Origin of the sequence: Nocardia asteroides (assembly GCF_021183625.1) — a bacterium.
GTDB classification, from domain to species: domain Bacteria; phylum Actinomycetota; class Actinomycetes; order Mycobacteriales; family Mycobacteriaceae; genus Nocardia; species Nocardia asteroides_A.
This window is the reverse complement of record NZ_CP089214.1, coordinates 6,791,529-6,816,578: the sequence shown is the minus strand read 5'-3', so window position 1 is coordinate 6,816,578 and position 25,050 is coordinate 6,791,529. Positions and strand designations below refer to the sequence as shown.

The 25,050-nt window shown below is 72.5% G+C and carries 25 protein-coding genes and 1 pseudogene; 13 read left to right on the top strand and 13 right to left on the bottom strand.

Annotated features, from left to right (window positions below; genetic code table 11):
* Positions 1-34 precede the first annotated feature (34 nt).
* A complete protein-coding gene (locus LTT61_RS31620; RefSeq protein ID WP_233017661.1) occupies positions 35-460 on the bottom strand; it encodes a DoxX family protein in 426 nt (141 codons plus the stop codon).
* Positions 461-609: 149 nt separating this feature from the next.
* Here LTT61_RS31620 and LTT61_RS31615 point away from each other — a divergent pair, with 149 nt between their 5' ends.
* Positions 610-777, top strand: coding sequence for a DUF4236 domain-containing protein (locus LTT61_RS31615; RefSeq protein WP_233017660.1), 168 nt, complete (start codon positions 610-612; stop codon positions 775-777).
* Between the two features lie 58 nt (positions 778-835).
* On the opposite strand, the gene LTT61_RS31610 is transcribed toward LTT61_RS31615, so the two are convergent.
* Complete coding sequence (locus LTT61_RS31610) at positions 836-1,093, bottom strand: hypothetical protein (RefSeq protein WP_233017659.1); 258 nt, start codon at positions 1,091-1,093, stop codon at positions 836-838.
* Positions 1,094-1,097: 4 nt separating this feature from the next.
* Positions 1,098-2,036 (bottom strand): MerR family transcriptional regulator, encoded by a 939-nt coding sequence (locus LTT61_RS31605; RefSeq protein ID WP_233017658.1) that lies wholly within the window; start codon positions 2,034-2,036, stop codon positions 1,098-1,100.
* A 116-nt stretch (positions 2,037-2,152) separates the two neighbouring features.
* Here LTT61_RS31605 and LTT61_RS31600 point away from each other — a divergent pair, with 116 nt between their 5' ends.
* Both LTT61_RS31600 and LTT61_RS31595 read left to right on the top strand, forming a co-directional pair.
* Positions 2,153-4,234 carry an acyltransferase family protein gene (locus tag LTT61_RS31600; protein WP_420094720.1) on the top strand — a complete coding sequence of 694 codons (2,082 nt, stop codon included), beginning with the start codon at positions 2,153-2,155 and terminating at the stop codon, positions 4,232-4,234.
* Positions 4,228-5,115: an alpha/beta hydrolase family protein gene (locus LTT61_RS31595; RefSeq protein ID WP_233017657.1), complete on the top strand. Its 888-nt coding sequence runs from the start codon at positions 4,228-4,230 to the stop codon at positions 5,113-5,115. Before LTT61_RS31600 ends, LTT61_RS31595 begins: the two co-directional genes overlap by 7 nt.
* Here the strand turns inward: LTT61_RS31595 and LTT61_RS31590 are convergent.
* Together LTT61_RS31590 and LTT61_RS31585 are read right to left on the bottom strand one after the other, a co-directional pair.
* Complete coding sequence (locus LTT61_RS31590) at positions 5,102-5,809, bottom strand: endonuclease/exonuclease/phosphatase family protein (RefSeq protein WP_233017656.1); 708 nt, start codon at positions 5,807-5,809, stop codon at positions 5,102-5,104. The two genes, LTT61_RS31595 and LTT61_RS31590, sit on opposite strands and share 14 nt — an antisense overlap.
* An 8-nt stretch (positions 5,810-5,817) precedes the next feature.
* Positions 5,818-6,957 carry an acyl-CoA dehydrogenase family protein gene (locus LTT61_RS31585; RefSeq protein ID WP_233017655.1) on the bottom strand — a complete coding sequence of 380 codons (1,140 nt, stop codon included), beginning with the start codon at positions 6,955-6,957 and terminating at the stop codon, positions 5,818-5,820.
* A gap of 101 nt (positions 6,958-7,058) precedes the next feature.
* Here LTT61_RS31585 and LTT61_RS31580 point away from each other — a divergent pair, with 101 nt between their 5' ends.
* The 5 genes from LTT61_RS31580 (at position 7,059) to LTT61_RS31560 (ending at position 12,583) form a co-directional block, all read left to right on the top strand.
* A complete protein-coding gene (locus tag LTT61_RS31580; protein ID WP_233017654.1) occupies positions 7,059-7,643 on the top strand; it encodes a TetR/AcrR family transcriptional regulator in 585 nt (194 codons plus the stop codon).
* A gap of 568 nt (positions 7,644-8,211) precedes the next feature.
* Complete coding sequence (locus tag LTT61_RS31575) at positions 8,212-9,186, top strand: AraC family transcriptional regulator (RefSeq protein ID WP_233017653.1); 975 nt, start codon at positions 8,212-8,214, stop codon at positions 9,184-9,186.
* 113 nt (positions 9,187-9,299) lie between these two features.
* A complete protein-coding gene (locus LTT61_RS31570; RefSeq protein WP_233017652.1) occupies positions 9,300-10,052 on the top strand; it encodes a GAF and ANTAR domain-containing protein in 753 nt (250 codons plus the stop codon).
* Positions 10,053-10,057: 5 nt separating this feature from the next.
* The gene (locus LTT61_RS31565; RefSeq protein WP_233017651.1) at positions 10,058-11,524 is read left to right on the top strand and encodes a PP2C family protein-serine/threonine phosphatase; all 1,467 of its coding nucleotides are present in this window, start codon (positions 10,058-10,060) and stop codon (positions 11,522-11,524) included.
* A 237-nt stretch (positions 11,525-11,761) separates the two neighbouring features.
* Entirely contained in the window at positions 11,762-12,583 is an 822-nt protein-coding gene (locus tag LTT61_RS31560) for a SigB/SigF/SigG family RNA polymerase sigma factor (protein WP_233017650.1), read from the top strand.
* Positions 12,584-12,663: 80 nt separating this feature from the next.
* Here LTT61_RS31560 and LTT61_RS31555 read toward each other — a convergent pair whose 3' ends face one another.
* The 6 genes from LTT61_RS31555 to LTT61_RS31530 form a co-directional block, all read right to left on the bottom strand.
* Positions 12,664-13,644 (bottom strand): helix-turn-helix transcriptional regulator, encoded by a 981-nt coding sequence (locus LTT61_RS31555; protein ID WP_233017649.1) that lies wholly within the window; start codon positions 13,642-13,644, stop codon positions 12,664-12,666.
* A gap of 42 nt (positions 13,645-13,686) precedes the next feature.
* Entirely contained in the window at positions 13,687-14,505 is an 819-nt protein-coding gene (locus LTT61_RS31550) for a SigB/SigF/SigG family RNA polymerase sigma factor (RefSeq protein WP_233017648.1), read from the bottom strand.
* Positions 14,506-14,662: 157 nt separating this feature from the next.
* Complete coding sequence (locus LTT61_RS31545; protein WP_233021269.1) at positions 14,663-15,520, bottom strand: helix-turn-helix domain-containing protein; 858 nt, start codon at positions 15,518-15,520, stop codon at positions 14,663-14,665.
* A gap of 319 nt (positions 15,521-15,839) precedes the next feature.
* Positions 15,840-16,901: a fused (3R)-hydroxyacyl-ACP dehydratase subunits HadA/HadB gene (locus tag LTT61_RS31540; RefSeq protein ID WP_233017647.1), complete on the bottom strand. Its 1,062-nt coding sequence runs from the start codon at positions 16,899-16,901 to the stop codon at positions 15,840-15,842.
* Between the two features lie 159 nt (positions 16,902-17,060).
* Positions 17,061-18,497 carry a lipase family protein gene (locus tag LTT61_RS31535; RefSeq protein ID WP_233017646.1) on the bottom strand — a complete coding sequence of 479 codons (1,437 nt, stop codon included), beginning with the start codon at positions 18,495-18,497 and terminating at the stop codon, positions 17,061-17,063.
* Positions 18,498-18,711: 214 nt separating this feature from the next.
* Complete coding sequence (locus LTT61_RS31530; protein WP_233017645.1) at positions 18,712-19,938, bottom strand: lipase family protein; 1,227 nt, start codon at positions 19,936-19,938, stop codon at positions 18,712-18,714.
* A gap of 282 nt (positions 19,939-20,220) precedes the next feature.
* Between LTT61_RS31530 and LTT61_RS31525 the strand changes: the two genes are divergently transcribed.
* From LTT61_RS31525 to LTT61_RS31510, 4 genes are all read left to right on the top strand, one after another.
* Positions 20,221-20,469, top strand: a complete 249-nt coding sequence (locus LTT61_RS31525) for a hypothetical protein (protein ID WP_233017644.1) — start codon at positions 20,221-20,223, stop codon at positions 20,467-20,469.
* Positions 20,470-20,562: 93 nt separating this feature from the next.
* Positions 20,563-21,048 carry a DUF2599 domain-containing protein gene (locus LTT61_RS31520; protein WP_233017643.1) on the top strand — a complete coding sequence of 162 codons (486 nt, stop codon included), beginning with the start codon at positions 20,563-20,565 and terminating at the stop codon, positions 21,046-21,048.
* A gap of 40 nt (positions 21,049-21,088) precedes the next feature.
* Complete coding sequence (locus LTT61_RS31515; protein ID WP_233017642.1) at positions 21,089-21,742, top strand: NAD(P)H-binding protein; 654 nt, start codon at positions 21,089-21,091, stop codon at positions 21,740-21,742.
* A gap of 611 nt (positions 21,743-22,353) precedes the next feature.
* Positions 22,354-22,584, top strand: coding sequence for a hypothetical protein (locus LTT61_RS31510; RefSeq protein WP_233017641.1), 231 nt, complete (start codon positions 22,354-22,356; stop codon positions 22,582-22,584).
* 154 nt (positions 22,585-22,738) lie between these two features.
* On the opposite strand, the pseudogene LTT61_RS31505 reads toward LTT61_RS31510, so the two are convergent.
* Positions 22,739-23,573, bottom strand: a pseudogene (locus LTT61_RS31505) (helix-turn-helix domain-containing protein).
* A 270-nt stretch (positions 23,574-23,843) separates the two neighbouring features.
* Complete coding sequence (locus LTT61_RS31500; protein ID WP_233017640.1) at positions 23,844-24,077, bottom strand: DUF397 domain-containing protein; 234 nt, start codon at positions 24,075-24,077, stop codon at positions 23,844-23,846.
* Between the two features lie 611 nt (positions 24,078-24,688).
* On the opposite strand from LTT61_RS31500, the gene LTT61_RS31495 reads away from it, so the two are divergent.
* A complete protein-coding gene (locus LTT61_RS31495) occupies positions 24,689-24,925 on the top strand; it encodes a hypothetical protein (RefSeq protein ID WP_233017639.1) in 237 nt (78 codons plus the stop codon).
* The last annotated feature ends 125 nt before the right edge of the window (positions 24,926-25,050 follow it).

Below are 25,050 nucleotides of genomic sequence, written 5' to 3'. Positions count from 1 at the left end.
GATCGGGTGATCGCCGGCCTTGCTCGCGAACGGTTCAGCGGGAGAGCGAGTTCCGCAGCTCGGCGACGGTGCCGCGGCGCTCGTAGGCGATCCAGGCGAAGATCGCGGCGAGCACCAGCGGGAAGAGCGCCATGCCCGGCTTGTCGGCGATGAAGGCCTGGGTGCCGGCGGCGAGCACGGTGAGCACCGCGAGCCCGGCGGCGGCGAGCGCGCTCAGCCTGGGCACCATGAGGCCGATGCCGCCGGCGACCTCGGCGACGCCGATGAAGATGATCAGCGCGAACGGGATGGAGAGGTTCGCGGAGGCGTTCTCGCTCAGCGCGCCGGGCATGATCAGCTTGGGCGCGCCGGAGGCGACGACGAAGAAGATCCCGAGCAGGATCTGCAGGGTCCACAGCACGCGGTTTCGGACGGTGCCGGGGCGGGTGGTCGGGGCGGCGGAGGCGGTGGCGGTGGTCATCTCGGATCCTTCGGGTCGGTGCGGGAGTCATCACATACGACGGAGCCCGGCCGGAGAACTCATCGCCGCACCGGAAAAAATTTCCGCCGGGCGAAACCCGTTTCGGTCGGCGAAGATTGGCTATCCACAGTGCGACCAGGGAGGTAGCCATGCCCATCAATTACCGTCAGCGGAAGTCCTTCGGGCCGCTGAAGTTCAATTTCACCCAGAACGGGATGTCCTCGTGGGGGATCAAGATCGGCCGATGGTCGTGGAATTCCCGCACGAAGAAGAACAGCATCGATCTGCCCGGCCCCATGAGCTGGCGCCAGCGCTGATTCCCGTTCCCGCGCACCGGCCCGGAGGCAACCGCCTCCGGGCCGGTGTCGTATCCGCTCAGGCGGTGAACCACCCCGCGAGCAGCAGCACCGACACCACGGCGTAGACCGGCAGCGCGATCCGCCGCGCCCGGGCAGGCAGCGCGAGCGCGCAGACCAGCCCGGCGGGCAGCGAAAGCACCGCGCCGAAGATCAGGGCGTAGCCGTGCGGGTCGACCGCCGGGTCGGTCGCGAAGCGCGACTCCAGCACCCGGTACCCGCACAGCAGCCAGAACGCCCCGGAGAGGGCGGCGATGATTCCGGCCACGATGCGCACGGCATCAGCCTGCCAGGGACGATCGCAGTGCCGCGGCGAACCAGGTGAAGACCGGGGCGAGGTCCGGCATGGGCGACAGGCCGTTCACGATCTCCGCCAGTTGCCAGTAGCGGACCGTGCGGGGATCGTTCGCGACCGCCAGCCGCTCCAGGATCCAGCTACGCAGCGCCGCGTCGTCGGCCCGGCCGAAAGTGCCCGCATAGCGGGTTGCCAATTCGCCGACGATCGCGGCGGCCCCCGCGGAGTCCGGCGCCACTCCGGCGGCCAGTGCCGCACCGACCTTCTCGGCCACCGCGGCACCGAGTTCGCCGTGCAACCCGGTATCGTCCCCGGCCGCGCGCTCGGCCGCCTGGTACTCCGCCATTCGACGCACCGCGGCCCGGAACTCGGCGTCGCGCACCAGCTCCACCAGCTCGGCCCAGGCGCGCAGCTGCTCCGGCGCGGGATCGTCGGGCAGATCGGGCATGGTGGCGCGCAACAGCTCGACCAGCGCCGGGTTGGCGTCGACGCCGCCGAACGCGCTGTCGATGAAGTCGTCGAGATGGCGGCGGCGTTCGGCCTGCGAGCCACGGGCGAGTTCGTGCATGATCTCCATCTCCTCGGCATTCGATCCGTGCGCGGCGACCGCCCGCAGCACCGCGCGGTTCAGCCGCAGCGTCCGGAGCTGGGTATCGAGCGCGGTGGCGTGGGTGGCGGCGACCTCGGCGACCGACATCTCCCTGGCCAGCACGGCGCGTACCGTCGCCAGGTCGATGTCGAGGGCGCGCAGCGTGCGCACCAGACGCAGGCGGGCGGCCGCGTCCGAGTCGTAGAGCCGGTGCCCGGCCGGGCTGTGTGCGCTCGCCGGGACGATGCCGCGATCGGCATAGAACCGAATCGCCTTGACGGTGAGACCGGTCCGGCGGGCCAGCTCGCCGATCGGGAGCAGTGGTGCATCGTCCATGTGCTCCACCCTGGGGCCTCCTCCCGGGGGAGACGCAAGTGCTTACGTTCCGACCGGGGATAATCGGAAGAGATAACTCGGCGTGTGCCGAACCCGAACCCGACCAGGGAGGTGCCGTGAGCACACGCCAGGAGCCGCCGGCGATCGCCGGGGCCGCACCGGTGGCGGCGCGCAAGGCCGGGTACCGGGAGGATCTGGACGGGCTGCGCGGCGTCGCCATCGCGCTGGTGGTGGTGTTCCACGTGTGGTTCGGCCGGGTATCCGGCGGCGTCGACGTGTTCCTCGTGCTCTCCGGGTTCTTCTTCACCGGGCTGCTGCTGCGCCGCGCCGAGCGCCCGGAGCCGCTCGGCGCGGGCGCGATCCTGCGCCGCACGGCGTGGCGGCTGCTGCCCGCGCTGGTGGTGGTGCTGGCGGCGGTGGTGGTCGCCGCCGTGGCGATGCGCCCGTACACGCAGTGGTCGACGCTGGCGGCGCAGACGCTGGCCTCGCTCCTCTACTACCAGAACTGGCAGCTGGCCTGGTCCTGGTCGGACTACCTGGCCGCCGACCCGTCGGTGAGCCCGCTGCAGCACCTGTGGTCGATGGCGGTGCAGGGCCAGTTCTACCTGGCCGCGCTGCTCGTGGTGGCGGCGGTGGCCTGGGTGGCCCGGCGCAGGGGCGGGGCCGCGCTGGTGCGCGCCGCGCTGCTGGCGATCGTCGCGGTGCTCATGCTCGCCTCGCTGCTGCACGCCACCCGCGGCGCGGCGACCGCGCAGGGCTGGAACTACTACGACAGCCTGGCCCGCGGCTGGGAGCTGTGCGCGGGCGCGGCGCTCATCCTGCTCGCCCCGGTGCTGGCGCCGCCGCGGCTGCTGCGCTCGGTGCTCGCGGTGGCCGGGGTGCTCGGCGTGGTCGGCTGCGGCTGGTTCATCCTGGACGGCGCGAACCGCTTCCCCGGCCCGGCCGCGCTGCTCCCGGTGGGTGCGGCGGCCGCGGTGATCATCGCGGGCAACGGGCTCGCGGCGGCGGAGCGGCCGTGGCCGAACCGGCTGCTCGCCTCGCGCACGGCCCGCCGGCTCGGCGACATCGCCTACCCGCTGTACCTGTGGCACTGGCCGATCCTCATCTTCTACCTGGCCGATCGGGGCCAGCCGCGGGCCGGGTTCGGCGACGGGCTGGTGATCATCGGGGTCTCGCTGGCGCTGGCCTGGATCACGCACCGGTGGATCGAGGAGCCGCTGCGCGAGCGCGCGGCCGCCGCCCCGGCCGCTCCGGCGCGGGGGCGCGGCGGCGTGCTGGTGCTGGCGGGCGCGGTGCTGGTGGCGAGCGGCGGCTGGCTGGTGATCACCGAACGGCTGCACCCGGGTTCGGCGGTCGAGGCGCTGGACGCGCGGCTCTACCCGGGGGCCGAGGCGCTGGTCGCGGGCGCGGCCGTGCCGGAGATGCGAATGCGCCCGACCCTGCTCGAGGCGCCCGCGGACGGCCCGCCGCCCACGCACGACGGCTGCATCGCGGACTGGGACACCCGCGAGGTGGTCAGCTGCGTCTACGGCGACCCGGCGGCCGGGCGCACCCTGGCCGTGGTCGGCAGTTCGCACGCCGAGCACTGGCTGCCGGCGCTGCAGGTGCTGGCCGCGGAGCACTCCTTCCGGATCCAGGTGTACCTGAAGATGGGCTGCCCGCTCACGCTCGACGACAACATCACCTACAAGGGCGAGCCGATCCCGGACTGCCGCGACTGGTCGCGCGAGGTGATCGACCGGCTCGGCGCCGAGGCGCCGGACTGGGTCTTCACCACCGGCACCCGCCCGCGCGCCGACCTCGGCGACGAGACCCCGGCCGAGTACCTCGACGTCTGGTCGGCGCTCTCGGACCGCGGGCTGCGCACGATCACCATCCGGGACACGCCGTGGCTGCGCCGCGACGCCGTCCGCTACAAGGCGGTGGACTGCCTCGCGGGCGGTGGCGACCGGCTGAGCTGCGGCATCCCGCGCGGCGCCGCGCTGGACGAGGTGAACCCGCTGCTCGAGCCCGCCTCGCACTACCCGGCGGTCTTCCCGATCGACCTCACCGACGCCGTCTGCGAGCCGGAGACGTGCGCGGTGGTCGAGGGCAATGTGCTCGTCTACCACGACGAGCACCACCTGACCGCGAGCTACTCGCGCTCGCTGGCCGGCCAGCTCGGCCGGGAGCTGCAGCCCGTCCTGAACTGGTGGTGAGCGTGCGTCGGCGGCGGGTGCTGGTCGCGGGGCTGCTCACCGGGGCCGCGCTGGTGCTCGGGTACGGCCCGAGCGAGCCGGAGGCGCCCGCGGCGGTCGGGGGCGAGCTGCCCGCCGGTGGCGCGCCGGTGCGCATCGACTACGGCCCGGCCGCCGACACCTTCGGGCAGCTGTACCTGCCGACCGTGGGGCAGGGGCCGTTCCCGGTGGTGGTGCTGGTGCACGGCGGCGGCTGGTCGCAGTACCGCAACCTCGGTGAGTCGGCGCCGCAGGCGGTGGCGCTGGCCGCGCACGGCGTCGCGGTGTGGAACGTGGAGTACCGGCGGGTGCACGGCGCGGGCGGCTGGCCGACCACGCTGCACGATGTGCGCGACGCGGTGAACGCGCTGGCCGGCCCGGTCCGCGAGCGCGTCGGCGACACGCTCGACCTGCACCGGGTGCACCTGGCCGGGCACTCGGCGGGCGGGCACCTGGCGGCCTGGGTGGCCGCGCAGCCGCTCGACCCCGAGCTGAAGGTGCGCAGCGCGACGCTGATGGCCGCCGTGCTCGACCTCGATTTCGCGGCGCGCAACGGCCGCGACCGCTTCGTGCGCGGGCTGCTCGGCGGCGCGCCGGAGGAGGTGCCGGAGCGCTACCACCTGGCCTCCCCCATCGAGCACCTGGCCGTCGGGGTCGCGCTCACCGCGGTGCACGGCGATGCCGACCGGGTGGTCTCCCCGGAGCAGAGCCGCCGCTACATCACCGCGGCGCAGCGCGCGGGCCGCCGCACCGAACTGCACATCCTGCGCGGCTCCGGGCACGCCGACTTCCTCGACACCACCTCGCTCGCCTGGCAGACCGCGCAGGCGGCCATCCTCGGGCACGCGGCTACCCTGCGCTGACCACACCGCGCACGGGGTTGTGGTCGGAGAGCCCGGCGGAGTCGAGCACCCGCACCCCGGCCGCGACCGCTCCCCGCGTGACGATGTGGTCGATGAACTGCGGTTTCCGCAGGCCGTCGGGGTGCGGGCGGGTCGGCAGCTCCGGCGGCAGCTCGGCGACGGCGAACTCGGGGCCGAGCGCGGCGGCGACGGTCGCGCGGTCGGCGTTGAAATCGCCGAGCAGCACCGCGGGCCCGGCCGCGGCGAGGTCGGCGAGGGCCCGCAGCTGGCCGGGGCCGCGCCCGTCACCGGTGACATGGGTGGCGATCACGGTGAACTCCCCGACCCGCACCACCAGCGCGCCCTTGCCCGGATCGTCGCCGAACGCCTCGCCGAGGACCGGGACGCTCGCCGGATCGGCCAGGATCACCAGGTACTCGTCGCGGTCCCGCAGCACCGTCGGCACGCGCTTGGGCCGCGGCACCCGGGGATAGCGCAGCGTGTGCACGGCCCGATCACCGGCGATCGCGCGCAGCGCGGCCAGCTGGTCGCCGCTGACCTCCTGCAGCGCGATCACCGCGGCGTCCAGCGCGGCCACCCGCTCGGCGACGGCGGCGTTCCGCGCGGCCTCGTCCGGCCAGCGCGCCGCGACTCCCTCGTACCAGTTCTCGGCGTGCACGCGGTGCAGGACGTTCCAGGAGGCGACGGAGAGCACGAGCCACCCTAGCCCGCGAGGTGCCTGCTGATCACCAGCCGCTGGATCTGGTTGGTGCCCTCGAAGATCTGGGTGATCTTGGCCTCGCGCATGTACCGCTCGACCCGGAAGTCGCGGGTGTAGCCGTAGCCGCCGAGCACCTGCACCGCGTCGGTGGTGACCTTCATGGCGGCGTCGGTGGCGACCAGCTTGGCGACCGAGGCGTGCCGGGAGTAGGCCAGCCCGGCATCGCGGCGGCGGGCAGCGTCGAGGTAGGTGGCGCGCGCGGAGTCCACCGCGGCGGCCATGTCGGCGAGCAGGAAGCCGAGCCCCTGGTGATCGATGATCCTGCGGCCGAACGCTTCCCGCTCCTTCGCGTAGGCCACCGCCTCGTCCAGCGCGGCCTGGGCCAGCCCGACCGCGACCGCGGCGATCCCGAGCCGCCCGGAATCCAGTGCGCTGAAGGCGATCTGCAGCCCCTGCCCCTCGGCGCCGATCCGCCGCTCGGCCGGGAGGAGGGCGCCGTCGTAGTGCGCGGAGGTGGTCGGGACGGCGTGCAGCCCCATCTTCTCCTCCGGCTTGCCGAAGCTCAGCCCCTCGAGCTCGCGCGGCACCAGGAAGCAGGAGATGCCCTTGGAGCCGTCGCCGGTGCGGGCGAACAGGTTGTAGAAGTCGGCGATGCCGCCGTGCGTGATCCACGCCTTGGCCCCGGTGATCCGGTAGCCGCCGTCCGCGGCGACCGCCCGGCAGGCGAGCGCCGCGGCGTCGGAACCGGCCTGCGGCTCGGAGAGGCTGTAGGCGCCGATGGTGCTGCCGCCGAGCATCTCCGGTAGCCAGCGCCGCTTCTGCTCCTCGGTGCCGAAGGCGAGCAGCGGGTGGCAGGCGAGGCTGTGCACGCTCACCGCGACCGCCACCGCGGCCCAGCGCGCGGCCAGCTCCTCGAGCACCTGCAGGTAGACCTCGTACGGCTGGCCGCCGCCGCCCCACTCTTCGGGGTACGGCAGGCTCAGCAGCCCGGCCGCGCCGAGCGTGGCGAAGACGCCGTCGGGGTAGGTCTCGGCCTTCTCGTGCGCGTCGGCGATCGGCGCGAGGACCTTGTCCGCGAGATCGCGGGTGAGCCCGATCAGCTCGCGCGCCTCGTCGGTGGGCAGGAGTCGATCGACGGCCACGGGCTCTCCTCGAACTCGATACGGGTATCAGTACTCGATATCAGTCGAGAGTACTGCCGTCGCGGACAGTACTACAAGACGCCGCGCAGTACTATCTCCGCATGGAGCACGCATCGGCCTTCGCGACGGCCCGCCGCACCGAACTCTTCGACGAACTGCTGGCGCTCTTCCTCGCCGATGGCTTCGCGCACCTGACCCTCGACGCCGTCGCGGCCAGGCTGCGCTGCTCCAAGTCCACGCTCTACACCCTGGCAGGCAGCAAGGAGCAGCTGGTCACCGCCGCGACGGTGCACTTCTTCAAGCGCGCGACCGATGCCGTGGAGGCGAGCGTGGCGAGCGCCGACGGACCGCGCGAGCGGATCGCCGCCTACCTGACCGCGGTCGGCACGGCGCTGGCGGTGGCCTCGGAGCGCTTCATGGCCGACCTGGACGCCTTCGCCCCGGCCCGCGCGGTGTACGAGCGCAACACCGGGATCGCCGCCCGCCGGGTGCAGCAGCTCATCGACGACGGCGTCGCCACCGGTGACTTCCGCGGCGTGCACGCCGCGTTCGCCGCCGAGCTGGCCGCCACCATGATGGTGCGCATCCAGCAGGGCGGCGTCCGGGCGGGCACCGGCCTCGACGACGCCGCCGCCTACCGCGAGCTCGCCTCGATCCTCACCCACGGCATCAGCGCGCGCCGATAACGGCTCGGCCGGGTCGAGGGTGTCCCTGATCTCGCCGACCAGACCACCCTCGGTCCCGAACGCGATCGAGCGGGGCTTGCCCATCGACCCGTCATCGGCCGTGCGACTCCGCCGCCACATTCGCCCGGGAATCGGCCAGCAGATTCCCGCTCGCCGCGATGAACCGCCATTCCACGGAACACCACCGGAAACGATCGCCTGCTGCGGTGAGATCCGCGGTGTAGCGGCGGCGCGGCGGGGCATTCGCGGCGCGACCCGACTGCCGGAGGAGAAGCGATGTGCGGTAACAAGTTGAGCGCCAGCGCGGTGGCGCGGATCCGCCACACCGAGCCGGGGACGCTCCCCCCTGCGCGTGACGCGCGGCAGGGCGAGGCGCCCCCTCGGCCGGCGAGCCGACCGACCACCGACCCCGCCCGTTAGCACGCCGCGGGCGCATCGCCGATCCGGTCCCGACCGGCGACCCGACCGCTGCGCGATTCGTCCCGCCGGTTCGGACGACCACCTGGTCACGCGGAGTACCGTGGTCATGTCCGTGCTCGCAATCGGTACAGGGCAGGAGGGGCGGGTCGTGGCAACACCGGCAGCGCTGCCGATCCGGCGCGCGGAGTTCCGCTCCGCGGACGCCGACGCGGCCACCGCGGTCTTCGAGCAGCTCTACGTCGGCAACCGCACCCGATTCGACGATGTCGGCGCGGACGCCGCGGTGACGGTGTCGACCGCGAGCAACACGCTGCTCGCCACCGATCGGATCAGCTCCACCATCCGGTACCGAGTGGAGACCGACCCCTTCGACTACCTCTTCGTCACCAGGCTCGATGCCGGGCGGATGACCATCACCGGCACGGACCGGGAGATCCGGCAGTACGCCGGCGGTCCCGCCGCGCTCTTCCCGCTCGGCACCGAGCTGCGCTTCGACGCCGACCGGGTCGACCTGCCCGGCCTGCGGTTGCCGCTGGCCCCGGTGCTCGAGGCGGCCGCCGAACTCGGCACCGCGGCAGGCGATTTCCGCTTCCTCGGCTTCCAGCCGGTCTCCGAATCCGCCTCGCACTGGTGGAACGGGCTGTTCCGGACGGCCTGCCGCGAACTCGCCGCCCCGGACCCGGTGCTGAGCAATCCGCTGGTCGCCGCCGAATTCTCCGCCGCGCTCGCCGCCTCCGCGCTCGCTGTCTTCCCGAACACCACCATGACCGCGGCGGCGCCGAGCAGTGCCGCGGCCTCCGATACCGCACTGGGCCGGGCGACGGAGTACCTCTGCGCGCACGCCGCGGAGCCGGTCACGGTCGCCGACATCGCGGCGGCGGCCGGGGTCACCCCGCGCGCGCTGCAGTACGCCTTCCGTACCCACCACGACACCACCCCGCTCGGCTACCTGCGCACGAGCCGCCTCCAGCACGCGCACGCCGACCTGCTCGCGGCGAGCGCGGGCGACGGCCAGACCGTCGCCGCGATCGCGCTCCGCTGGGGTTTCTCCAGTCCCGGGCGCTTCGCCGCCGCCTATCGGCGGCGCTATGGACAGCCGCCGGCCCGCACCCTGCGAAGCTGATCACGCGGCTCGGCACTGCCCGTCCCGGAGCCCGGACGGCTTTGCCGCCGGGGATTGACAGCGGTATCCGCGGGTAGCAACGCCCGCAGCGAGCGACGAGAGGAGCAGCGACGATGTCACCGGAGGATCCGAACCGCAGGAGCGGGGTGGATGCCGGGCCAGCGGCCGAGCAGATCGCGGCCGTCTTCGCCCGCATGTCCGGGCTGTTCCTGACCGCCGACACGGTCGAGACCGCGCAGTCGATGATCACGGCGCTGGCGGCGGAGATGGTTCCGCACGCCGCGGGCGCGGGCATCTCCCTGCTCGATCCCGGGGGCGAGCGGATCTCCGCCGCCGCGACCGACGAGGTCGTGCGGCGGGCCGATGCCATCCAGTACGAGCTGGGCAGTGGCCCCTGCCTGACCGCGTGGGCCGACCGCGTGGTGATCCGGATCGACGACCTGACCACCGACGAGCGCTGGCCGGTGTGGTCGCGCAGCGCGGCGGAGCTGGGGTTGCGCTCCTCGCTGAGCGCGCCGCTGGTCACCGGGAGCAGCGCGCTCGGCGCGATCAAGATCTACGCCACCGAGCCGTTCGCCTACGGCCCGCGGGAGGAGCACATCGCCACCATGTTCGCGGCGCAGGCGGCGATGCTGCTGGCGCACCGGGCGGCGGCTACCAACGCGGAGCGGGTCAGCGCCTACGTCGCCGACAGCCTGCGCAGCCGGGAGCTGGTGGCGCTGGCCAAGGGCATCGTGATGGCGAGGGACGGGGTCGACGAGCAGGCCGCGTTCCTGATCCTGGCGAATTCCGCGCAGCGGCAGCGGATGACGGTGCTGCAGGTCGCCGAGCGGCTGGCCGCGTCGACGGCGCGCAGGCGTCGGTGACGGGCATGAACGACCGATCCGATGCCGCCCGCGCCCGGGCCCAGCGGCACAGCCTGGTCCAGGCGCTGAAGGGCGCGAAGCTCTCCTCGGAGGATCTCTGGCTCGGCTACTTCTCGCTCGGCGGCGACGCCGGCTACCTCGAGGTGGATGCCTACGCGCACGGGCTCGGCGAGCTGCCCGCGCTGGACCGCGACATGCTCGCGCACGTCGTCAACGAACGGCTCGAGCAGCTGAGCTGGTCACTGCGCGCGGGCTACAGCCGCGTCCAGCGCGACGCCGAGGAGCGCAGCGCGCCGCTCGCGGCGCTGGTCGAGCTGATCGACGGCACGCATCGGGCCGCACCCGATCGGCTACCGGAGATCGTGGATGCCGCCGGCCGGGCACTCGGCGTGCGGCTGACGGTCTACCTGGTCGACTACGAACAGCGCTTCCTGCACCCGGTCACCGGCATCCCCGGCCGGACCCCGCCCGACACCGCCCTCGACGTGGACACCACACTGCCGGGCCGGGCCTTCCGCACGGTGCGGATCCTGCCCTCCGACGCCGGGGAGAAGCCCCGGCTGTGGGTGCCGCTGCTGGACGGCACCGAGCGGCTCGGCGTGCTCGACGTCGGGGTGGACGACGGCGACGAGCTCCACGATCCCGCGCTGCGCGTCCAGTGCCGCTGGGTGGCCCGGCTGCTCGGCCACCTGGTGACCGGGCTGAGCGCCTACGGCGACGCGCTGCAGCGGGTCAGGCACAGCGCGCCGCGCACCCCGGCCGCCGAGTTGATCTGGTCGCTGCTTCCGCCCCTGACCGCCGGGGTGGAGAACTTCGTCGTCACCGGCGTGCTCGAGCCGAGGAACGACCTCAACGGCGACGCCTTCGACTACGCGCTCTCCGACACCGTCGCGCAGCTGCTGATCCTGGACGCGGCCGGGCACGACCCGCGCAGCGGGCTCATCGCCGCCTCCGCCGTAGCCGCCTACCGGTCGGCCAGGCAGGCGGGGCACGGGCTGTTCGAGCAGTCCAGGCTGATCGACGAGACGCTGGAGCGGCAGTTCGGCGGCTCGCTGTTCGCCACCGGGGTGCTCGCGGAGCTCGATCTGCGGACCGGCAGGTTGCGCTACGTCAACGCCGGGCACCCGGCCCCGCTGATCATGCGGGACGGCAGGATCGTCAAGCCGCTGGCCGCCGGGAAGCGGCTGCCGTTCGGGCTCGGCACCGGCGACCTCACCGTCGGCGAGGAGATCCTGGAGCCGGAGGACTGGCTGGTGCTCTACACCGACGGCCTGATCGAGGCGCGGGACAGCGCGGGCGAGTTCTTCGGCGAGGCCAGGCTGATCGACTTCCTGCGCCGCGAGGCCGCCGCCGGGCACCCGCCGCCGGAGACCGCGCGCAGGCTGATCCGGGCGGTGCTCGCGCACCAGCGCGGCGCGCTGCAGGACGATGCCACCGTAGTGCTGGCCCGCTGGGCCAGCCAGCAGCGGTAGCCGCTCGATACCGCATCACCCCAGGGTTCCCGCGCTGCCCGCCTCCCCGGCGAACGAAGCATCAGTTGCCGGACGATTGCGGGTAATACCGAAAGCGAACAGAACAGCCGCGACACTTACCGCAGAACGAAATGAATCGGCGTGTCTCGGGTGCCCGGGTCCGGCCCGGCGGTAGGCAGGGCACACCGCTCGCACCTCCGCGCTTTCTCGGCACCCGGCACCGAAAGCGAGTTCGCCATGACGCTCCCGACCCACCAACGCCCGGCCGCGCCCGCGCGCCGGGCGAACCGCGGACAGGACAGCTATGACGGCATCGAGCCGCTGCTGGCCGAGCTCGCGGGGCTCGCCGAGCACGACCCGCGCAGGCGGGCGCTGCGCGAGCTCTGCCTGCGCCGCTGCCTGCCGCTGGCCGACCACATCGCGCGCCGCTTCACCGGCCGCGGCGAGACCTACGACGACCTGCACCAGAGCGCCTCGCTCGGGCTCGTCCTCGCCGTCGACCGCTACGACCCCGCACGCGGCACCAGCTTCCTCGCCTTCGCCGTTCCGACCATCATGGGCGAGGTGCGCAGGCACTTCCGCGACCGCACCTGGGCGCTGCGGGTGCCGCGCCGGGTCAAGGAGACCCAGCTCGCCATCGGACCGGTGGTGGAGCGGCTGAGCCAGCACACCGGCCGGATGCCGACCACGGTGGAGATCGCGCTGGAGCTGGAGCTGGACCCGGTCGAGGTCACCCAGGCGCTGCTGGCGAGCAAGGCCTACCGCACCAACCCGATCGACTCCCCGGCCGACGACCCGGCCGGCGGGCCGGTCTCCGCCAACATCACCGAGGCGCTCGGTGCGACCGACCCTGCCTACGAGCTCTGCGAGGACGCCCTCGCCGTCGCTCCGCTGCTGCGCAAGCTGCCCGAGCGCGACCGGCGCGTGCTGTACCTGCGGTTCTTCGAGAACCGGACACAGGCGCAGATCGCCGCCGAGTTCGGGGTCTCGCAGATGCACATCTCCCGGATCCTGTCCCGCACGCTGGCCGCGCTGCACGCCCGCGCACTGCGGGACTGACCCCGGCGAGCGATTCCGCCGCCGCCCGGCTCAGCGTCTCCGGCGGAACAGCCGCGAACCCAACCGGCCGGATCGCGGGTTCAGCGATTGAGCGTGGTGCTCGGGGTGCAGCCGTAGACGTGCCGGTAGGCGATGGCGAACCGGCCCGGATTGGAGAAGCCCCAGCCCGCGGCGATGGCGCCGACCGTGCACCCGGAGTCCGGGTCGGCCGCGACCAGCTCCGCGTGCGCGCGGGCCAGCCGGATCCGGCGCAGGTGGTGCACCGGGGTCGTGTTCAGGTGCCTGCGGAAGGCCAGCTGCACGCCGCGGATCGAAACGAAGGCGGCGGCCGCGACATCGGCGAGTGAGATGTCGTCGCGGGCATGGCTCTCCATGTAGGCGACGGCGCGCCGCACGGTCTCCGGGTGCGTGCCCACCTCGGGTGGCCCGCCGGAGCCGGGGCGCGGGAAGCTCTCCAGCACGACCGCGGCCAGGTAGTCGGCGGCTGCCCCGGCGAGCGGCGCCGAGCCGCTCAGGAACTCCGCGTCCGCGCCGATGTGCTCGATCACCGCGGTCAGCCGGGCCGCCGCCGCCCGGCTCACCGGGTCGTGCCCGCCGAGCCGCGGCGGCCGCCCGCCCCGCTCCCCCGCCCGCGCCAACGTCTCCGGGCGCAGCCGCACCTGCTGCCAGCTCGCGTGCCTGATCACCCCGGCGGCGGGCTGCTCGGGCAGCTCCATCGCCAGCACCTGGCCGGGGGTCACCCGGCGCGGCCCGTCGGCATCGCTGAACCGCGGCTCCAGCACGCCGGTGCGCAGCACCAGAACGGTCCAGCAGCCGGAGGGCTCGGCGTCGTAGCCGAGATCGCCGCCGATCCGGATGGAGCTGTAGCCGATCGGCCCGATCTCCCGATGCCGTACGCCGATCGGCAGCTGCGACGTGGTGGCGCCGAGCCGCAGCGGGGTGCCGAGCCTGCTCAGCTCCAGCTCGGCCAGGGCGACGTCGTCGGTCTCCAGCAGCACCCCGGCGGCGTCCGCCAGGGTGCGCCGTGCGACCGAACCCGCGTCCGCGCCCCGGATGCCCACCGTGCGCCGATACCCCGAGGTGCCGGGTGCAAACACGCCGGTTCAATCCCGCAGCGCGCGCTCGCGGAGCTTGGCGAGCGTGCGCGAGAGGATGCGGGAGATGTGCATCTGCGAGACGCCGAGCTCGGCGGCGATCTGTGACTGGGTGTAGTTCTCGAAGAAGCGCAGCCGCAGCACCAGCCGGTCCCGCTCGTTCAGCTCGCGCAGCAGCGGGGCGACGGCGAGCGCGTCGTCGCAGATGCCGTACGCCGGGTCGGTCTCGCCGAGCCGCTCGCTGATCTGCATCCCGAGCCCGCCGCCCTCCTCGTCCTCGGCCGCGGCGTCCAGCGAGTTGGTGCGGTAGGCATTGCCCGCCAGCAGGGCCTGAGTGACCTCGACCAGATCCAGGTTCAGCGCCACCGCGATCTCGATGGCGGTCGGCATCCGGCCGTTCCGCTGGCACAGCTTCTCGACGGCCGGCCCGATGGCGAGCTGGGTCTCCTTGACCCGGCGCGGCACCCGGACCGCCCAGGTGCGGTCGCGGAAGTGCCTGCGCACCTCGCCCATCACCGTCGGCACGGCGAAGGCGACGAAGGAGGTGCCGCGCGCGGGGTCGTAGCGGTCGACCGCGAGGACGAGCCCGAGCGAGGCGCTCTGGTGCAGGTCGTCGTAGGTCTCGCCGCGGCCGGTGAAGCGGCGCGCGATGTGGTCGGCCAGCGGCAGACAGCGGCGCATGACCTCCTCGCGCAACCCGGGGCGGGCGGGGTCGCCGGCGTCCATGGCGGCGAGCCGTTCCAGCAGCGGCTCGATGCCGTCGTAGCTGTCGCTGCCGCGGTTGCTGCGGCGGGCGGTGGTGGAGTCGTGCAGTGTCGTCGGGACCATCGCGACCTCGCTTTCCGAGAACCAGCCGAGCGGACGCACGGCGAGGGGAGGCGATGATCACGGGCTACCGCCACGGCGGAGCGGCAACCGGCAGGTGCCGGAGTACTTCGCTTCACGGACGCCCGACAGATGATCTATTCGTATCCGGTACGGGTCGCTACCGCCCACCGGCGGGGCGGTCCAGGATCTCCGGCTGCCGCCTGCGCAGCGCGGCGAGCAGCCCGGGGGTGTACTCGGGCGGGGCGGCGTGCACCGAGAGCTGGTTGGCGACGGCGAGGTAGGCGTCCAGGTCGGCGCGCTTGTCCAGGTAGAGCGCGCTGGTCAGCTGCTGCAGGTAGACGATGTCGGGCAGGTCGGGCTCGGCGAAGCGGAGCACGGTGAAGCCGCTCTCGGCCACCGCGGGGCCACCGACGTGGTCGGCGATCACCTGCACCGTGACGTTCGGCCGCGCCGCCGCCTGCTCCAGGTGGTCCAGCTGGGTCTGCCAGACCATCGAGCCGCCGATCGGGCGGCGCAGCGCGGCCTCCTCGACCACCAGCCACAGCTGCGGCGGGTGCGCGCGGTCCAGGATCTCCTGGCGCCGCATGCGCAGCGCGACCCGGCGCTCGATCACCTCCTCGGGCTCGCCGGGGTGCGCCAGCGCGATGAGCGCGCGGGCGTAGTCGGGGGTCTGCAGCAGCTCGGGCACCACGCGCGGCTCGAAGCCGCGGATCAGCCGGGCCGCGTTCTCCAGCCCGAGGTAGGTGTCGAACCACTTCGGCAGCCAGTCGTTGTCCCGGTGCCACCAGCCGGATGCGTTGGCCTGCCTGGCCAGCGCCAGGTACTCGCCGCACTCCTCCGGGTCGGTGACGCCGTAGAGCGCGAGCAGATCGTTCAGGTCGCGCTCGCGGAAACCGGTGCGGCCCAGCTCCAATCGGCTGATCTTGGAGTGCGAGCCGCGGATCGCCTCGCCCGCGCCCTCCCTGGTGATGCCGCAGGACTCCCTGAGCCTGCGGAGCCGGGCGCCGAGCACCATCCGCAGCGCGGTCGGCCCGCCCTCACCCCCGGGCGCGGGAACCGGATCGGGCGATTCGTCTGAAGGCTGCACTTCTGAGTACCGCATTTCGCTGTTCCGCACGGGGGAGAGTCGTCCTTGCGAGGCTCGCATGGACCGATACTGCCATGCGGGTCCGACATGAATCCACGATCACCTGTGCTGGTTCACCGAAGAGCGCACATCTGTGCTTACATCTGTACGCACAGCGAAATCCGCACCGCCGCAACGCAATCGCCCACTGTAGTGGAAAACGCTCCGGCCTGGCCTTTGTCCTCGATCGGCCGGGATGCCGCTCGGCTCAGCGCAGCAGCACCTCCGCGCTCGCCTTGCCGAAGAGCTTGTTGCCGCCGCAGGTCGCGCCGATGCCCAGCGTCGCCGAGCGGCGCACCGGGTCGAGCGCCCTGACCCGCCCGGTGAACCGCACCGACGCCGCGCGGGCCGCCGGCACCGGCGCGAAACCGCTGAACCGGACGCCGTACTCGACGACGGCGGCCGGGTCGCCGAGCCACTCGGTGAGGTAGCCGGCGCCGAGCCCCATGGTGAGCAGGCCGTGCGCGACCACGTCGGGCAGCCCGATGGCCGCGGCGATCTCGTCGCTGAAGTGGATCGGGTTGGTGTCGCCGGAGACCCCGGCGTAGTTCACCAGGTCACCGCGGGAGAGCGGGAAGGAGCGGGCGGGCAGCTCGTCGCCGACCCGCAGCTCCTCGAAGGCGAGCCGGGTGCGCGGGATCCGCACCGCCGACTCGTCCACCCCGGGCACGGCATCCCGCGCGCCGGTGACCGCGACGATGCCCGGCTCCGCCGCCTCCTCCCCGGCGCCGGTGCGGGCGGCGAGCGAGGTGCCGGTCATGATCACCCCGTCCACCGCGTCCGCGAAGCCGGTGACCCGGGCCGGGCCGGTCTGCGCGACCACCGTGGTGTGCGCGGTCTGCAGCACGTGGCCGTCGGCATCGGTGAGCACGTTCCGGCTGACCAGGAAGTCCTTGTCGCCGAACTGCCGGAACGACTCGAACCAGGCGTCGCAGCCGAGCACGTCGCCCGCGACCAGCGGCCGGTGCATCCGGATGCGCTGCTCGGTCTGCAGCATCTGGCTGATGTCGTAGCCGGTCAGCACCGAGTCGAAGAGCGCGCGCTGCATCAGCATCCACACGATGGAGGGGAAGGTCAGCGGGGCGATGATGCCCTTGTACCCGAGCTCGGCGGCGGCGGCCTCGTGCCGGTGCGCCGGGTGCTGGTCCTGCACCGCCCCGGCGAACTCGCGGATCTTCTCGCGCCCCACCTCGAAGTGGTCGGCGAGCCGGAAATGGGATCCGACCAGGGCCTTCGCCTGGTCGGAGGCGAGGGTGGTGCTGTCGTTCATCTGCTGCTCTCCGCGACCTCCGGCCGCCGGGTGCGGCCGGAGCGGCCAACGGTACCGGCAGCGGCGGCCGGGCTCGCGGTGTCGCCGCCGATTCTGTGCCCGGCGACAAACCGGACCGGCGGCGCCTGCCGACAGCTCACATCAGCACTCCGAGTCACATCAGCACTCCGAACGCGCCGTGACCCCGCGCAGCCGCTGGTCCAGCCAGCGCACCGCCTCCGGGTAGCCGGTCGCGGCGCCGATGATGTGCTCGCCGAGCACCCCGCGGTAGACCGCGTTCGCGCCGAGCGCGCACTGCTCCCGGTACAGGTTGCGCGCCCCCTCGGCCGGGATCCAGAACTCCTGGTCGCCGTTGTAGATGTAGAGCGGAACCGGCGAACGGATGCCGGGCATCCTGGTCACCGCGTAGATCTCCGCGGCCAGCTCGGAGCCGAGCGGGTTCGCCATGTCGGCGGCGACGTCGACCGAGAGCTGCAGCAGCCCGGGCAGCGCGAAGACCCCGATGCACTCGTCCTTGATCGGCGAGAGCGCCACCCACCGGCCCAGGTGGTTGACCCGGTCCAGGATCGCCGGGCGCTCCCGGCCGATGGCGAGGATCGCGGCCATGAACACCCCGGAGGCCAGGTTCGCGTTCATGCTGCGGGCCAGGATCTCGAAGTCGGCGGGGACCCCGCCGAGCGCCGCCCCGACCACCGAGTCCGCGAGTTCGGGGGCGTAGCCGGGCAGCATCTTCACCGCGCCGTGCGTGGCGATCGCGCCGCCCGAGTAGCCGGTCATGGCGAAGCGGCTCCCGGCGAACTCCGCGTGGTTCCAGCCGCGCGCGGCCCGGATGGAATCGAGCACGGCGTGCCCGGCGACCACCGGTTCGGCGTAGGCCATCCAGGGCCCCTCGTGGTCCGGGATGAGCACCGCGTAGCCGCGCGCGGCGGCCAGCGCGGTGGTCGGCGGGACGAAGTCGGTGACGTTGGTGTCGAACGAGAGGCCGTGCGCCATGGTGTAGCCGGGCGTGCAGCGCTTGCCGAGCGCGTCGATCGGCAGGTTGTTCACCAGCACCGGCCGCGGCCCCTCCCCGGTCCACGCGGCCGCGGGGACCACGAGCGTCGCGGTGCCGAAGGAGGGTTCACCGTGCGCGTCGGTGGTGCGGAACTTGAGCAGCGTCGCCTGCCGGATCGGCACCGGCATGAGCGGCGCCGCCGACCTGGTGATGTCGCGGATCTCCAGCACCTCGCCGGGGAGCCGGTCGGCGAGGTCGAGCGGCCAGCGGTCGAAGAGCGGGTCACCGGTGGCCGCGGGCAGCACCGCCTGCCGGAACGCCGCGAGATCCGGTGCCAGCTCGGGCACTTCGACCCCGGGCGCGGGCGCCGGGAGCACCGGCACCGGCGGGGCGGGCACCAGCGCGTCCACCAGTTCGTGCAGCGGCGGCACCGGGATACCGGCCGCGGGCGCCGGGAGCACGGGCAGTGCGATCGGGGGGAGCCCAGGGATGGTCAGGATAGGCGGAACAGGTGGTGGCGCACCTGGTTCCGCGAGCGCGGCCGGAGCCGCGGCGATCGGAAGGCAGAGCAGCAACGTGACGACGGTGGCACGAAATCGCATGGCACACTTCCCCGGGTGCGGTGGCGTTGCCAGGGCACCGGAGAAGTGCGGACTTCGGCCCCCGAAATCCCCCCTCCGGCACCGAGGCCAGGGAGATCAGTGTGGGGTAAGGCGGTTGCTCGCAGGTGCGTGTATTCGTTCCGTTGGGGGCGCGTCACCGATTCGCAATCGGAAACCGGGCCCCGAGACCGTCCCGCGACCCGTTTGTCACGCCTCAGCAGTTCCCGGGCGCCGGATCGCCGCGGAAGCGGCCCTCCAGCCAGGCGAGCGCGCCGGGCACGCCGAGCACCGCGGCGGTGAGGTGGTCGGGCACCGGGGTGAGCTCGGCCTGCAGCGGGGTGCCCGCGGCGCACCAGCGCCGGTCGGTCCGCACGATGGCGTCGATCGGGATCAGCCCGTCGATCGGCGAGTGCCACTCGTAGATCGGCATGGTGGGGACGCCGTCGTAGAGCTCGAGGCTGTTCTCCTCCACCACCGCGCGCGCCTCGGGGCTGCTGATCATGGAGGTGGTGCGCGCGAAGTCCATGACGCCGCGGCCCGCGCCCGCGGCGAGGATGCCGTTGGTGCAGCTGTTCGCCATGGCCGCGCGCGCCGCGAGGCCGCGCTCGTTGAGCTGCTCGCTGAGCGGGAAGCGGTCCGGGTACTCGCGCTCCAGCCCGAGCCCGGCGGCCAGCGCCAGCCCGAAGACCGGGTGCGCGGCGAAGCCGAGCTGCTCCATCATCGACACCAGGTTCATCGGCACCCCGCCGAGCGCGGCGCCCGCGATCTCCAGCTCCGGCGCGTAGCGCGGCGCCAGCGCGGCCGCCCACGCGGTCGCCATGCCGCCGCCGGAGTAGCCGGCCATGGTCACCGGCGAGCCGCCGACGCCGAGCTCGCCGACCTGCCGCACCGCGCGGATGCCGTCCAGGGTGATCATCCCGCCGAGCCTGGCGGCGCCGTAGGCGAAGTTCGGGCCGAGGTGGTCGGGCAGCGCGACGCTCCAGCCCCTGGCCAGCGCGACGTTCAGCGCGGGCGCCTCCTTCACCATCAGATCCGGGTCCGCGGTGTAGAGCACCCGGGAGACCGAGCACTCGGAGCCGAGGCCGTTGATGATGTGCTGGTAGGAGAGCAGCGGCCCGTCCGGCCGGTGCCCGCGCGGAGTCAGCACGGTCGAGGTCGCCGCGATGGGCGCGCCCTCGGAGCTGGTGGAGCGGAAGCGCACCACGGTGACCGCGGTCTCCGGGAGGGCGGGCAGCGCGGGCATCGGCCGCACCGCGATCACGGCACCGGGCGCCAGCTCGGCGATGTCGGCGGGGGTGCCGTAGAACGGGTCCGGGTCGGGCGCCGGGTAGAGCGGGGCCGCGCTGCCGGGGGCGGCGGTCAGCGCCAGCCCCAGCGCGGCGGCGGCGAGGAGCGCCACCCGTCTTCGAGCGCTCCGCCGAGCGAACCGCGTCCGACCCATGGCTGCCGCCTTCCCCTGCTCCGACCTACCGACCATCATTGTTCGCAAACCCCCCCGCCCGATCAGCGCGATCACAACATACCGACACGTCACAACGGCCGGGGGATTTCGCTGTGAACCCGGCGCGGGTCGCCGCTGGTCCGCCTCGTGACAACGCCACACCCGCCCCGGAGGGGGCTGTGAGTTGTCCAAGCGACCGCGCGGAACATGTTCCCGGCCATGGTGCTGGATTTACCGTCGAGGGGCGGCGTCGCACTCCGGCGCCGGGAAGGAGACGGCGTCATGGACAGCACGGTCACCAGCGCGACCCGCTACCCGCTCGTCGGCACCGAGGAGGTTCCCACCCGCCGGATCACCGTCTACTTCGACGGGCCGAACCCGGACGATCTGCTGGTCCTGGAGTACGCCGCCACGCACACCGAGGCGTGGGAGTTCACCTCCGCCGCGGTGCAGGCCGGGCTCACCGTGACCGTCGACGGCAAGGTGCGCCCGGAGCTGCGCAGGCTGCCCTGCCGCTCGCTCTGGCACTGACCCGCACCCGCTAGGCTCGCCCCGGTGCCGAACGGGGAGGACCGGAGCGTGTCGAGGCGGGTATCGAGAAGTGGACGGCGAGGTTTCGCGGCGGTGCTCACCGTCGCCGGGATCGCGCTCACGGCGGGCTGCGGCGCCGACGAACCGGCCGCCGCGCCGCCGACCACGACGGTCGCCCCGGTTCGCACCACGACGGTCGCCCCGATTCCCACTACGAGGGCGCCATCGGAGCTGCCATCGGCCGGGCTGCCCACCGTCGACCCGTACGCCGCTCAACCGCTGGTCGAGCGCACCGAGTGGACCGCGGGCGAGGACGGCGCCAGGCTGCTCGTCTTCCCCACCGAGGCCGGGCGCCGCACCCCCTTCCCCGGCGCCGAGAACCGCGCCTGGCTCGAGGTGCTCACCGCCGCGCCGGACGCCGACACCGCGGGCATGTACGACCAGTTCCGCTGCCACTGGGTGTGGGCGCGGCTGGCCGCCCCGAACAAGCCGAGCTGGAATCTGGAACCCTGGCGTCCGGCCGTCGGCTACGACGCGGTGGTGCAGGCGGCCTGTAATCCCGGCGGACCGGAGCGCTGATCTCCGGCGCCGGGCGAGGCGAAACCGGAAGGAGATCACCATGCGTGTCGTCCTGGTAGGTGGACACGGGAAGATCGCCCTGCTGCTGGCGGGGCTGCTCAGCGAACGCGGCGACGAGCCGGTGGCGCTGATCCGCAATCCGGCGCACGGGGCCGAGGTGGCCGCCGCAGGCGCGCGGGCGGTCCTGCTCGACGTGGAGAACACCGACGCCGGGCAGCTCGCCGCCGTGCTCGACGGCGCCGACGCCGTCGTCTTCGCGGCGGGCGCCGGTGCGGGCAGCGGGGCCGCGCGCAAGTACACGGTGGACCGGGACGGCTCGGTGCTGGCCGCAGGCGCCGCCGAGGCGGCGGGCGTGCGCCGGTTCCTGCAGATCTCGTCGATGGGCGCCGGCGAGCCCGCCCCCGACGGCACCGACGAGGTGTGGCGCGCCTACCTGGACGCCAAGACCCAGGCCGAGGACGATCTGCGCGGCCGCGACCTGGACTGGACCGTGCTGCGGCCGGGCAGGCTGACCGACGACCCGGCCACCGGCGCGGTCACGATCGGGCAACGGGTCGGGCGCTCCGACATCCCGCGCGCCGATGTCGCGGCGGTCCTGGTCGCGCTGCTGGACGCCCCGGAAACGGCCGGGGCGACACTGGAAGTGGTGGCCGGGGAAACTCCGATCGCGGCGGCGATCTCCGCACTTCGGTAACTCTGCATTAGCCATCGGTGCGCGCCCGGCTTTCTCTCGGCAAATAAAGCGGAAAGGGCTGCCGCCTTTTCGGGCAATTCCGCTGGGTGCGCACCCGGCGAATACCGGACGCCCGCCGACACGGGCAACTGGTCAACCGTCCGAATAACTCGATTTCCGAATCAGCTCTGGGCTCGTCCGGGTCTCCACCGGCGAATATGCCCCGGTTTCGGCTCAACAGCCGGAAAATTTACGGCCACAGCGCCGCGCCACGCGCGAATCGCGAACCTGAAAGACTCGTGGTGCACCACCCGGATGCCCACCGAAAACTGACTCCCGGAACGCCCTTTACCACGCGTAATTACTGGTCCGTAACGTTTCGGCCGGTTTTTCCGACACTCAAGCGGATGTACAGATGTGCTTGCATTTGAAAGGCGGACGGCCCTAAACTCGGTCGCGCAACGCTCGACAGGGGACACAGGGAGGCCACGGCAGGGAGTGGCCGGCGATTGTTGCCGGGTGTTCACTGTCGTCGGAGGTTAAGGGGTTATCGAATGAATCCACCACTACACGGCGATCGCGACGGCGCCGCCGGGATCGCACTGGCCGACGGGCCGGCGAACGGTTTGATCATGAGCACTTTCTCGGCCCGGTACGGGCAACAGGCAGCGATGATCGGCACGCGGGAGTCCGCGACCGCCTACGTCATCGACGCGGTCGAATCGACCGGGGCGGCCACCCGCGCCGACTTCGACATCGACCGCATCGTCAGCACGGCGCACGCGCTGTCCGAGGACTGGGATGTCGAGGCGCTGCAGCCGGACACCTTCTGGCGCATCGCCGCCACCTGCCTGACGCCGTGATCCGCGCCGCCCGCGTGGGTGCGGGCGGCAGCTGAACAGAACTTCGGTGCCCCGCACGCGCCCCCACCGGCGCGCGCGAGTCATCGGAGCCCGCAGAGAAATGCCAGCGCCGCACCGGTATCCACCGGTGCGGCGCTGGTCTGGGAGAAGGCTCCTACCGCGGGTCGGCCTTCTCGGCGTACTCCGCGAAGATCTTCAACGAATCCTCCGGCGTCGCGGCCTGCACGCTCAGCCGGTCCATGACCGAGAGGTACAGCGCGAGGTCCTGCCTGCGGTCCAGGTAGAGCGCGCTGGTCAGGTGCTCGAGGTAGACGACGTCGGGCAGCTCCTGCTCGGCGAAGCGCAGGATGCTGAACGAGCTGCCCGCGGCGGCGTGCTCGCCCGCGGTGTAGGGCAGTACCTGCAGCGTGACGTTGGGCAGCGCGGCGAGCTTTATCAGGTGCTCCATCTGCGCGCGGTGCACGGCGGGGCCGCCGACCGGGCGGTGCAGCGCCGCCTCGTCCACGACCGCCCAGACCACCGGCGGGTCGGTGCGGGTCAGGATGTCCTGCCTGCGCATCCGCATGTCGACGCGGCGGTCGGTGTTGGCGTCCTCGTAGCCGAGCGAGACGACCGCGCGGGTGTACTCCGAGGTCTGCAGCAGCCCGGGAATGAGGTGCGCCTCGTAGGTGCGGATCTTGCTCGCCGCCTGCTCCAGGCCGAGGTAGGTGCCGAACCACGAGGGAAGCAGATCGTTGTAGTGGTGCCACCAGCCCGGCTCGTTGGCCTGCTTGGCGAGCTCGAGGAATTCGTCGCGCCGCGCCCGGTCGGTGACGCCGTAGAGCGTCAGCAGATCGCGGATGTCGCGTTCCTTGAAGCCGGTGCGGCCCCAGCTCGAGCCGGCTGATCTTGGCGTGCGAACCGCGGATGTGCTCCCCCGCCTGCTCGCGCGTGATGTTCTTGTGCTCACGGAGCTTCCGGAGCTGGCCACCGAGCGCGATCCGCAGCACGGTGGGCCCGCGATCGGGGGCGGGGTTGCCGCGGCCGCTCGATCCGGGGGCAGCGGAGCCGTCGAGGCTGCCGGAGCCGGTTATGCCGTCGGTTTCATCGAAGCCGTCGGGTTCAGCGATCATGGAGGTTCTTCTCCGATACTCGGGGATAGCCCACAGTGTGCCACCACCGCTCCGAGTTCCGCTGTTTTCTCGTTTGCACGAACAGCCTTACTCGCCGAACACCCTTCGAGCCGTGGGGCACACCGCACCGATCGCCAATGCTACCGCTCAGGCGGTCAGATAGTCGAACTCTCCCGCTTTCGCGCCACGTACGAAGGCATCGATCTCCGGGCGGGTGTAGTAGATCACCGCACCGTCGGGTTGCCGCGAATTGCGCACCGCCACCAGGCCGTTGCTGGTCTCCGCGACTTCCACGCAGTTCCCGCTCGGATTACTGAAGGTGCTCTTCTTCCACGCGTCGTCGGCCGGCCGCTCCGTTGCACGCACCGATGTTGCAGACATTCGCCGTCTCCTGTTTTTCTACGACAGATCGCTAGAATTTGCAGATGCACACGCAAACGTTCTTGCATCTGCACCCACAATCCGGACTGTAGCACGGGCGCCGCGGTCGGGGGCGCTCTCGGGGAACGTCGTTGACCTGGCGTTTACCCGCACGTCGCCACTGCCAGGCCGGATCTCGCGATCAAGTGGCCTTGCGCGCCCCGATCCCGCACCGCCACAACACCGGAGTGCCCCGTCCGCCGCGGGTCACACGAAAACAGCCGTGCCGCAAACGATCCGCGATCGTGGCGGATCCGGTCACTCTCGCACGGCGGCGCCCGGCGCGGCGCCGGTACGCTCGAGCCCGCCCGGCCGGGCGCGCGCCGCACCGGCAGCCGGTACGCGGCGGAGCCGGAAGGGCAAGACGCACAAGGGCGGTCGGCGCCGACGAGACCAGCGCGCGGGGCCGCCCCCGACCCTGGTCGTTCGTACAGATGTACTTGCATTTGTAAGCGATGAATGCAAAACTCGACCTCGAAAGTCGGGGAGGCACGCGGTATCTCCATTCCGGTCCGGCGGGCCGTTTCCGCTGGGTGTCGACCTCCCAGAGCCAGACGTGAGGGGCGGTCCAGATGAGCCAGCCATTCCGAACCTCCCACCGGATCGGGATCGCCGGGGCGACCGCGATCAGCGCGCAGACGCCGCGCCCGGTGCCGGATTCGACTGTGCCGGATTGCAATTCGGAGCCGCGCGGGCTCACCTACCGGCAGGCGCGGGAGATGCTGCGAGTACACGACGCGCACGGCCCCAGCTGTCGGCAGTGGCTCGCGGCGGCGGCCTATCTCTCGGCCGGACTGGACGACGAGTAGCCCGTTCGATATTCGGCACGCGTGCCTGTTTCTCCGAATTCCGATGTCCACCCGGCTAGAACAATTCCAGCTGGTCGGTTCTATTCTTCGGTGAATACGTCCCGCAATTCCCGCGATTTATCAAA